Annotated in this window: 9 protein-coding genes and 1 pseudogene; 5 read left to right on the top strand and 5 right to left on the bottom strand. The window is 70.8% G+C overall.

The features are described 5' to 3' along the window. A partial coding sequence (locus A6A27_RS33425; protein WP_143194295.1) for a winged helix-turn-helix domain-containing protein occupies nt 1-354 on the top strand: 354 nt, incomplete at its 5' end. A 52-nt stretch (nt 355-406) separates the two neighbouring features. On the opposite strand, the gene A6A27_RS33420 is transcribed toward A6A27_RS33425, so the two are convergent. Beyond that, nucleotides 407-961, bottom strand: a complete 555-nt coding sequence (locus tag A6A27_RS33420) for a DUF4240 domain-containing protein (protein WP_073838650.1) — start codon at nt 959-961, stop codon at nt 407-409. Between the two features lie 208 nt (nt 962-1,169). On the opposite strand from A6A27_RS33420, the gene A6A27_RS33415 reads away from it, so the two are divergent. Next, nucleotides 1,170-2,357, top strand: a complete 1,188-nt coding sequence (locus tag A6A27_RS33415) for an RNA ligase RtcB family protein (RefSeq protein ID WP_073838649.1) — start codon at nt 1,170-1,172, stop codon at nt 2,355-2,357. After that, entirely contained in the window at nt 2,354-2,971 is a 618-nt protein-coding gene (gene prfH, locus A6A27_RS33410) for a peptide chain release factor H (RefSeq protein WP_073838648.1), read from the top strand. Before A6A27_RS33415 ends, prfH begins: the two co-directional genes overlap by 4 nt. Before the next feature lie 24 nt (nt 2,972-2,995). On the opposite strand, the gene A6A27_RS33405 is transcribed toward prfH, so the two are convergent. Both A6A27_RS33405 and A6A27_RS33400 read right to left on the bottom strand, forming a co-directional pair. Further along, entirely contained in the window at nt 2,996-3,262 is a 267-nt protein-coding gene (locus A6A27_RS33405) for a hypothetical protein (protein ID WP_073838647.1), read from the bottom strand. Nucleotides 3,263-3,492: 230 nt separating this feature from the next. Next, nucleotides 3,493-4,056 (bottom strand): GNAT family N-acetyltransferase, encoded by a 564-nt coding sequence (locus tag A6A27_RS33400; RefSeq protein ID WP_073838657.1) that lies wholly within the window; start codon nt 4,054-4,056, stop codon nt 3,493-3,495. Between the two features lie 471 nt (nt 4,057-4,527). Here A6A27_RS33400 and A6A27_RS33395 point away from each other — a divergent pair, with 471 nt between their 5' ends. Together A6A27_RS33395 and A6A27_RS33390 are read left to right on the top strand one after the other, a co-directional pair. Then, nucleotides 4,528-6,507 carry a zinc ribbon domain-containing protein gene (locus tag A6A27_RS33395; RefSeq protein ID WP_073838646.1) on the top strand — a complete coding sequence of 660 codons (1,980 nt, stop codon included), beginning with the start codon at nt 4,528-4,530 and terminating at the stop codon, nt 6,505-6,507. Nucleotides 6,508-6,585: 78 nt separating this feature from the next. Continuing rightward, a pseudogene (locus A6A27_RS33390) lies at nt 6,586-7,923 on the top strand (endo-1,4-beta-xylanase). A gap of 99 nt (nt 7,924-8,022) precedes the next feature. Here the strand turns inward: A6A27_RS33390 and A6A27_RS33385 are convergent. Further along, nucleotides 8,023-8,502 carry an SRPBCC family protein gene (locus tag A6A27_RS33385; protein WP_073838645.1) on the bottom strand — a complete coding sequence of 160 codons (480 nt, stop codon included), beginning with the start codon at nt 8,500-8,502 and terminating at the stop codon, nt 8,023-8,025. A 5-nt stretch (nt 8,503-8,507) separates the two neighbouring features. Further along, nucleotides 8,508-8,852 (bottom strand): ArsR/SmtB family transcription factor, encoded by a 345-nt coding sequence (locus A6A27_RS33380; protein ID WP_073838656.1) that lies wholly within the window; start codon nt 8,850-8,852, stop codon nt 8,508-8,510. Nucleotides 8,853-8,854 lie beyond the last annotated feature (2 nt).

The raw sequence follows: 8,854 nt of genomic DNA, 5'->3' as shown, positions 1-8,854 counted from the left end.
CAGCCGTTACACCACTTCCAGGGGCTTGACCCGACCGGCGCAGTGGCGCTGGGACGCCTGGTGGTCGATCAGCAGCGGCAACAGGTCAGCTGGGCCGGCCAGGTCCTCCCGCTGACCCGCCTGGAACGGGACGTGCTCGCCGCACTGGCCAGCCCACCCCTGCGCGTCTGGACCTATCAGCAGTTGTACGAGCGGGTCTGGGGCGCGGACTACCTGGAGGACGCGGCAGCCGTCCGGTCCACCGTCAAACGCTTGCGGGCCAAGCTCCGCGACGCGAACGCCACCGTCGCCGTCGAGTCCGCACGCGGTGTCGGTTACTCCCTGGTGGACGCAAACTCCCATGGCCGCCACTGACGGCGCCCGAGAAATCGAGCACACTGGCCGGGCACCGGTTCACCCGCGGTGATCAGTCCTCCGGCCACCCGGTCGGGTTACACACGGACTCCCGTGAGATGCCCGAGCCGGTCTCGGGCCACACGCCGAAGCGCTCCTCGTACAGGTGGGCGAAGAGGTAACAGAGTCCCTCGCAGTCGGCGTCGAGCACAGCCATCGTCGGATTCGCCTGGACCGCCTCGTAGAACTGGCGGCCCATCGCCACGATGAACCCGCGGGCGTACAGGAAACCGTCGTCGGACCCGTCCGTCACCTCCTGGATGTCGGCGCGGTCGATGTCATACAGCTTCCGCTCGACGACCCGGTCGAGGTCGACCAACTCCGGGCCCGAGAGCTCGACGCACAGCTCACGCAGCTCGCCCAGGAACGGGTCGAGCCACTTGTCGATCGCGTACAGCCCGTCCCCACCCTCCTCGTCGTCCGCCGGGTCCCGGTCGAGCAGGGCGCGACGCAGCACCGCCGGCTCCGGGCCGAGTCGGGCCCACGCCTCCTCCACGAGCGCCCAGAAGCGGGACTCTTCCTCGCCCGTCGGCAACCGCGGCGGAGCCGCGAGATCGGTGTCGGTCACGGGCGCAGGCTATTGAAACCCACCGACAAGCAGCGGGCCTGAACGGGGGCCACGCGGCCGAAAAGTCACTTGCCGCGCCCCGGCGGGTTCCGGGAGGGTGAGCGCCATGACGTTCTGACGGACCGCACCCACTGATCCCAGGTTCCACGGCACCGACCAGTGCCGTCCTGGCCGTCCGCCCATACCTTTCCGTCAGAAGCGAGCGTCTTTGTCTCAGCACCCCTCACGGCGGGAGCCCGTGCCGCCGTCCACTCCGGCCACCATCACCGTGTTCGCCTCCCCCACCAGCTGGATCGAGTCCGACGCCGTCGCCCAGTGCCATCAGGTGGCCACCCTCGACGGCATGATCCACGTCGCCGCCATGCCGGACCTGCACCCAGGCAAGGGTGCCCCCATCGGCGCCGCGATGGCGTCGACCGTGCTGTACCCGTTCCTGGTGGGCTCCGACATCGGCTGCGGAATCGCCATGTTCCCGATCAAGCTCAAGCGCCCCACACCCGAGACGCTCGCCGCCCGGTTCCCCGATCTCGACCGCGCCCTGGACCCGCAACGGGGCGCCGACGACCCCGCCTGGGCCGTCGTGGACGGCGAGGTTCCCGCCGGCCACCTCGAGGGACTCGGCACGGTCGGCCGGGGTAACCACTTCGTCGAGCTGGCGCGCATCGGCACCGTCTTCGACCCGGGTCACGCGAACCGTCTCGGGCTCGACGCCGGCGACCTCGTACTCGTCGCCCACAGCGGCTCCCGAGGTCTCGGCGAACGGACTCTGCGGGCGCACACCGAGGTCCACGGCGCGGGCCCCGCCCCTGACCCCGCCGCCTACCTGGCCCTGCACGACCAGGCCGTACGCTGGGGTTCGCTCAACCGGCGGCTGTTGGCGGCCCGGGTCGCGCACGCGCTGGGGACCGAGCCCAGCGAACCGATCCTCGACCAGTGCCACAACCTGGTCGAAATCCGCGACGGGGTCTACCTGCACCGCAAAGGCGCGGCGCCGGGCGACGGCCGCGACGTGCTCATCGCCGGCACCCGCGGCACCCCGTCCTACCTCGTGGCCGCCCACGCCGGCCCGGACGCCAACCACTCCGTGGCCCACGGCGCGGGCCGCAAGATGTCCCGCGCCGACGCCCTGCGCCGGGGCCGCGCCAAACACACCGTCGAGGAACTGCGCCGCACGCCGGTGGGGTCGCTGGTGCTGTGCGGCGACCGCCAACTGCTGTTCGAGGAGGCGCCCAGCGCCTACAAACGCATCGAGCAGGTGATCAGCGACCTGGTCGACCACCACCTGGCCACACCGGTGGCGACCACGATCCCCCTGGTCACCTACAAGACGCCCGACGTCGGGGCCACGCCACGACCGGACCGCCGCGACAACCGCCGCAGGCGAGGCCAGCCATGAGTGTGCACCTGCTCATCTCCGCCGGGCGCGGCCCGCAGGAGTGCGCCTGGGCGCTGGCCCGGCTGCTGTCCCGTCTGGAGGCCGACGCCACCCGGCACGCGCTGACCACCCGCCGGGTCCAGACCGTGCCCGGTGACCGGCCCGACACCTACCGCTCCGTCCTGGTGCGCATCGCCGGCGCCCGCGCCGAGGAGTTCGCCGCCTCGTGGACCGGAACCCTGTGCTGGCCGGCACCCAGCCCCTACCGGACGAGCACCGGCCGGAAGAACTGGTACGTCACCGCCCGGCCCTGCCAGGTCGACACCCCGACCACGACGTTCACCGAAGCGGACGTCGACATCGTCGCCTGCCGCACCGGCGGCCCGGGTGGCCAGCACCGCAACAAGGCCAGCACGGCCGTACGGGCAACTCACCGGCCCTCGGGCGTCGTCGTCGTGGTCGACACCGAGCGCCAGTTCGTCCTCAACCGCCGCATCGCCATGCAACTGCTGCGGCAACGCATCGAGCACAGCGACGAGGAGGCACGCCGCGCCCTCACCACCGGCCGATGGCGCGTCCACGACGAACTCGTTCGCGGCAATCCCACCCGCATCGAGCGCCCAAAGCCGTCGTGACAGGACGGCCGGGGGCGAGACGCCTCAGCCGGGCGGCTCGAACGCCACGAACAGCGAGGTCGCGGCCCAGTCGGAGAGCGGCTCGCCCTCCCGCCAGCCCTGATACTTGGCGGCCAACAGGCGCCGGGCCAGCGCCTCCTCGCCTGGGGCGGCCACGAACCGGGCCGTCACGGCGGCCGTCCCGGGCAGATCTGCGTGCAGTTCGCGGGGACCACCGAGGCGCAACCGGGCGCTCGGCTCCCGGCGCAGGTTGCGTACCCAGTCGGCGCCGTCACCGTCGCCGGACAGCACATACCGAACGCCCTGGTGCTCCGCGTACCAGATCTCGATCGTGTGGGGGCCGACCGCTGCGCCGGCCGACGGTGGTCAGGTAGGCGAATTCGTGGACGGGCACGAGGCGACCCTATCGGCCCGCGGCGACCACCGCGCGCACCTGCACGACAGCCCCCTCTCGCGCTGATCGGGTACACGTGGTTGCGGCAGCTGGTGAACGGCGTATGCGTTCCACCACGGACCCCACGTCAGCCGGGGAGCGCCGCCGACCGCGACCGCCATTCCCGGGCCAACATCGCGAACACGAGCCGGTCGGCCCACTCGCCGCGGAACAGGTAGCTCTCGACATGCCGCGCCTCGCACCGCATCCCGAGCCGGGTCATCAGCCGGGCCGACGCCTCGTTGCCGGCGTGGCACCGGCCGTAGACGCGGTGCAGGCCGAACTCCTCGAAGCCCCAGTCCAGCAGCGCCGCCACGGCCTCGGTGGCCAGCCCCCGGCCGGAAAACTCCGGATTGAAGACGTACCCGACCTCGGCGGTCCGGTCGGCCTGGCTCCGCCAGACCAGCTCGACAGTGCCGGCCACCCGCCCCTCCGCCGCGGCGGCCAGGGTCAGGACGTCGCCCTCGACACGCAGCCCGTCCTCGCGGGCCATCGCCGCCACCGACTCCCGCGACTGCTCGCGGGTACGCGGCTCGCCGCCGAGCAGCCACCGGCACACGTCGGGCCGGCGCTGGTACGCGTACACGTCGTCAAGGTCGTCCGGGGTGACCGGCCGAAGGGTTAGCCGGCGGGTGCGGATCGGGGTGAACACGGCCGGAGCGTACCGGGACGGGCTTGTTCGGTCCGGCCGGTTTTCGCTCGGGGCCGGCACGGCCTCCCCGCCGTACGTCGGCCACCAGGCATCGATCGGCATGCCACGACACGTTGTGGACCAGAAAAGGTTCCGGTACTTTTTGATGGATATCCTTCGATCAACTCATGGTGGGGCGGGAGACGATCCCGGCGCGGCCTCCGGGCGGCCGCGCAGCGAGCCGACCACCGTGGCGGGCAGTGGTCGAAGAGTCCTCCTCATCGCACGGCTTTGGAAAGGCTCACCGATTTGCTTATCGAGCATCGGTGATCATAGATTGGTCTGTGTGGAACGTTTCGGCTTTCCAAGGCCGGGAAGGGTGTCGGTGTTCACCCTGTGGCGCATCACGTTGGGTTGGCTCGGGCGGGTTCCGGTGGCGTGGGTCGGCGGTGAGGGCCGGTTCTTGTGGATCGGTGTTGGGTCGTTGAGTCGGTGAGCGGGAAGCTGCGGCTGGTCGAGGGTGAGACGGCCCGGACCGCGTGCGCCCGCGCTGTGCTGCGCACCGGTGTGGACGAGGCAACCGGTGAGGTGCTGTCTGCGGCGGTGCTTGCGCAGCGGGTTGGTTGGTGTGCTGATCTGGTGGCGGGCATGGCGGGCGTCCTGGTCGGTGAGCATTGGAACAGCGTGGATGTGGAGGTGCTGGCCGGCGGGGTGGATGCGGGTGGGCGGAGGTTGCCGTCGCGCGCGTGGATGGCGTTGCGACGTCTTGGCTGGACGGTCGCCCCGCCTCCGGGTGTGCGGGTTAATGACCGGGTCGTGCGGATGGCGCAGGAGCAGGCGGGGCGTGTTCTTCGTTCGGCGGCGTGGCGTGCCGAGGTGACCGCCGGGATCCTGTCGACGTGGCCGGCCGATCCGCGCAAGCGCACCCCCGCCGAGTGGGACCAGGTCCGCAAGGCGATCCCGGGCGGGCAGCATCTGCCATCCAACGTCATCAAGGGCCGGACCCGGCAGGTCGTCACGTTCGGCAAGGTCAACGGTCGGCTGCCGGTGGATGTGTTCGAACTCGAAGGCGTCCCGAGGATCGGGCGGATGTTGCTGTTGGCCGCGTGTGACCGGCAGCAGGCCACCATCGAGCGCAGCGACACCGACCCGGCGAAGGCGCTGCTGCGGCTGCAACTGCCCACCCGTCCGGATCCGCAGACGTATCGGGACTGGACGTGGGTGGCGTGCCCGATCAGGCTGCCGTCCACGGTTCCCGCCGAGGCGGTGCTGCACCTGCCCACCCTCCGCCTCGCCGACGGGACGGTGCGTGCCGACATGGCATACACGCACGTCGTGCCGAAAGCCCGGACTACCGGTCACTCGGTGGCGGTTGGCGTGGACTGGGGCCTCAACACCCTCCTCAGCGCCGGAGCCCTACGACTACAGGCGGACGGGCGGATCACGGCGTTGGGGGCTGGTGGACAGTTCCGGGCCGCCGGGGTCCTGGCCAAGCAGCACCGCCTGCGCCGCCACAGTGAGCGGCTGCACGCGAAGGCCGACCAGTACGCGCGGCTGCTCGGCGGCCGCCCGGACGAGCATCTGGGAGCGAAACACGAGGTGCTGGCCGGCGAGATCCGCCACGTGTCCGCCCGCCGCCAAAACTTGAACGACGCGCTCGCGTGGGCTGCCGCCCGCTGGGCCGTCGACCAGGCGATCGCCACCCGAGCGTCCGTCATCTACCTGGAAGACCTGCGGTCGATGGAAGCCAAGGGCATGGGCCACACCCTGAATACCCGCCTGTCCCAGCAGGTCCGCGGAAAGATCAGCGACCGGATGCGGCACCTCGCCGCCGAGCACGGTATCGCCGTGGTCACCGCCCCCGCCCGCAACACCTCCAAACACTGCCCGCAATGTTTGACCCCGCTGCAGCACCGTAAAGCCCCCGACCGGCCCACCACACCGGGATGGAAGTGGGCCATCTGCCCCAACACCGGGTGCGGTTGGCAGGGCGACCGTGACCACGGCGCCTGGCGGCGTATCGCCGCCCGTGGCCTGACCCATCAGGGCAAGACCGTCATCGACAAGACCAGCGGCGCCATGGTGATCCGCTCGGTCGTCGACGAGCTCGAAGCTGCAGCCGTTGTCACCCCAAGCGCCTCCAAGACCAGTCGGTGGGACCGGTCGAAGTCCGGCCCTACCCGGCACAAGCCGCCACGCTCCGCGCCCAGGCGACGCAGGGCACCCTCCCCCACCCGGCCCCACAGCCTGGCGGGCAAGCGTCCGGAGGGACACGCACCAACGGACCGGCTGAGGCTGCCCCGCGCAGCCCACCGGCACCAGGGCGTGAACACGATCAGCACACCCACCACCACCGGCCACCGGCCATGCGGAGCCGCACTGGGCGCGGGATTCCACCTCCACGCCCACGCGACCCCACCACGATGGGAAACGATCCCGGAAACCCCATCCGGCTCAGGATCGCAAAGCTGATCAGGGACGCTTTCTGATGGACAAGGTGCTCGCCGCGACAGCGGGAGCTCAACGGCCCGGTCACGCCCGCATACCGCCCTGGCGTTGGCGGCGGCTGGTGTCGCGGTGTTCGCCGCCACGGTGGCGGTGACCTCCACGGCCAGCGCCGGCACGACCCTGGGGACCTCGGCGGCCGAGCAGGGCCGCTACTTCGGCGCCGCGGTGGCGGCGAACAAGCTGTCGGACGCCACGTACGTCGGCATCCTGAACCGCGAGTTCAACATGGTCACCCCCGAGAACGAGATGAAGTGGGACGCCACCGAACCGTCCCAGGGCCAGTTCACCTACACCAACGCCGACCGCATCGTCAGCCACGCCCAGACCAACGGCATGCGGGTACGCGGCCACGCGCTGACGTGGCACTCGCAGCAGCCCGGCTGGGCGCAGAACATTAGCGGCAGCGCCCTGCGCCAGGCGATGGTCAACCACATCACCCAGGTCGTCACCCACTACCGTGGCAAGATCTACGCCTGGGACGTGGTCAACGAGGCCTTCGCCGACGGCGGCAGCGGCGGCCGCCGGGACTCGAACCTGCAGCGCACGGGCAACGACTGGATCGAGGTCGCTTTCCGCACCGCCCGAGCCGCCGACCCCGGCGCCAGGCTCTGTTACAACGACTACAACACCGACGGGCAGAACGCGAAGTCCAACGCCGTCTACGCGGTGGTGCAGGACTTCAAGGCCCGTGGCGTGCCGATCGACTGCGTCGGCTTCCAGTCCCATTTCAACACCGCCTCCCCGGTACCCGGTGACTACCAGGCCAACCTGCAGCGGTTCGCCAACCTCGGCGTCGACGTGCAGATCACCGAACTGGACATCGAAGGCTCTGGCACCACCCAGGCCGACAACTACGGTCGGGTCGTCCGGGCCTGCCTGGCCGTGTCCCGCTGCACCGGCATCACCGTCTGGGGCATCCGGGACACCGACTCGTGGCGGGCCAGCGGCACCCCGCTGCTTTTCGACGGCAGCGGCAACAAGAAGCCGCGTACACCGCGGTCCTCAACGCCCTGAACGGCGGCTCCACCCCGCCACCGACCACGACTCCCCCGACCACGACCCCGCCGACCAGCCCGCCGCCCTCGGGCAGCGGCTGCACCGCGACCCTGACCCTCAGCCAGTGGCAGGGCGGCTTCGGTCACCTACGTCCGCGTCACGGCCGGTGCGACCCCGCTCAACGGGTGGACGGTCGGGCTCACCCCGCCGGGCGCCACGACGATCACCAACACGTGGAACGCCCAGCCCAGCGGCACGTCCGGTGCCGTGGCCTTCCGCAACCTCAGCTACAACGGCCAGCTCGGCGCCGGAGCCAGCACCGAGTTCGGCTTCCAGGGTGTCGGCATCGGACCCTCCGGCACCGCCACCTGCACCGCTGCCTGACAGAGCGCGGTCCGGCGCGGAAGATCCCGCGCCGGGCCGCCGCCCTGCATACCGGTGCCATCTCGTGCCGGCGCGGCCCACTCACCGCCGCGTCGGGTCTCAACGGGACTTCGCGACCTCGACCAGCTGGTCCAGGGCCGCGCCCCAGCCCTCGTGGAAGCCCATGTCCGCGTGCGACTTCCTCGACGAGGCGTCGGCGTGCATCGCGGTGGCCGTGTACTTCGTGCCGTCACCGTCGGGCTCGATGCTGATCACGGCGGTGAACGCGAACCCCTCGACGAGCTGTGGGCGGAACCCGGGGCCGAGACCCGAGGTGAAGACCAACCTCGACCCCTCCTCGACCACCAGGACACAGCCGGTGTTCGGATACTCGTCGCCCTCCGGCGAGCGCATGACGGTGTTGAACCTGCCTCCGGGCTGCAGGTCGAGCTCGCAGGTTGTCGTCGTCCAGGGCCTCGGGGCGAACCACCGCACGATCAGTTCGGGCGTCGTCCACGCTTTCCAGACCAGCTGGGGCGCGACGTCGACGGTGCGCTCCAGCACGAGGTCGAGCTCCGGGTTGGTGAGGTGAACGGTCATGACTGCTACTCCTTCAGGTCGTATAGAAGCGAATCAAGTTGATCGAGACGTTGGTTCCACAGCGCGCGCTGCGCGGCGAGCCAGGCGTCGACGCGGTCGAGCGGCTGGGGCGCGAGCCAGTAGGTCCGCACCCGGCCCTTCTTCTCCGACCGCACCAGGCCGGAGCGTTCGAGAACGCTCAGGTGTTGAGTGAACGACGGCAGCGCCATGTCGAACGGCCGAGCCAGGTCGCTGGTTGTCGCGGGCCCCTGGCCGAGCCGCTCGATGACCCGGCGGCGGGTGGGGTCCGACAAGGCGTGAAAGACCTCGTCCAGCGGCGCCACGGCCACGCCACCCCCATGCTTAGGCATGC

The sequence above is a fragment of the Micromonospora sp. CB01531 genome (assembly GCF_001905095.1).
In the GTDB taxonomy this organism is placed as follows: Bacteria; Actinomycetota; Actinomycetes; order Mycobacteriales; family Micromonosporaceae; genus Micromonospora.
Note: the sequence above shows the minus strand (reverse complement) of the source record. Positions and strands in the feature narration are given on the sequence as shown.

Bases quoted from the DNA above. Each gene is read 5' to 3' on its own strand.
- prfH (WP_073838648.1), top strand. From the start codon at position 2,354: ATGAGTGTGCACCTGCTCATCTCCGCCGGGCGCGGCCCGCAGGAGTGC.
- A6A27_RS33385 (WP_073838645.1), bottom strand. From the start codon at position 8,502: ATGACCGTTCACCTCACCAACCCGGAGCTCGACCTCGTGCTGGAGCGC.
- A6A27_RS33380 (WP_073838656.1), bottom strand. From the start codon at position 8,852: ATGCCTAAGCATGGGGGTGGCGTGGCCGTGGCGCCGCTGGACGAGGTC.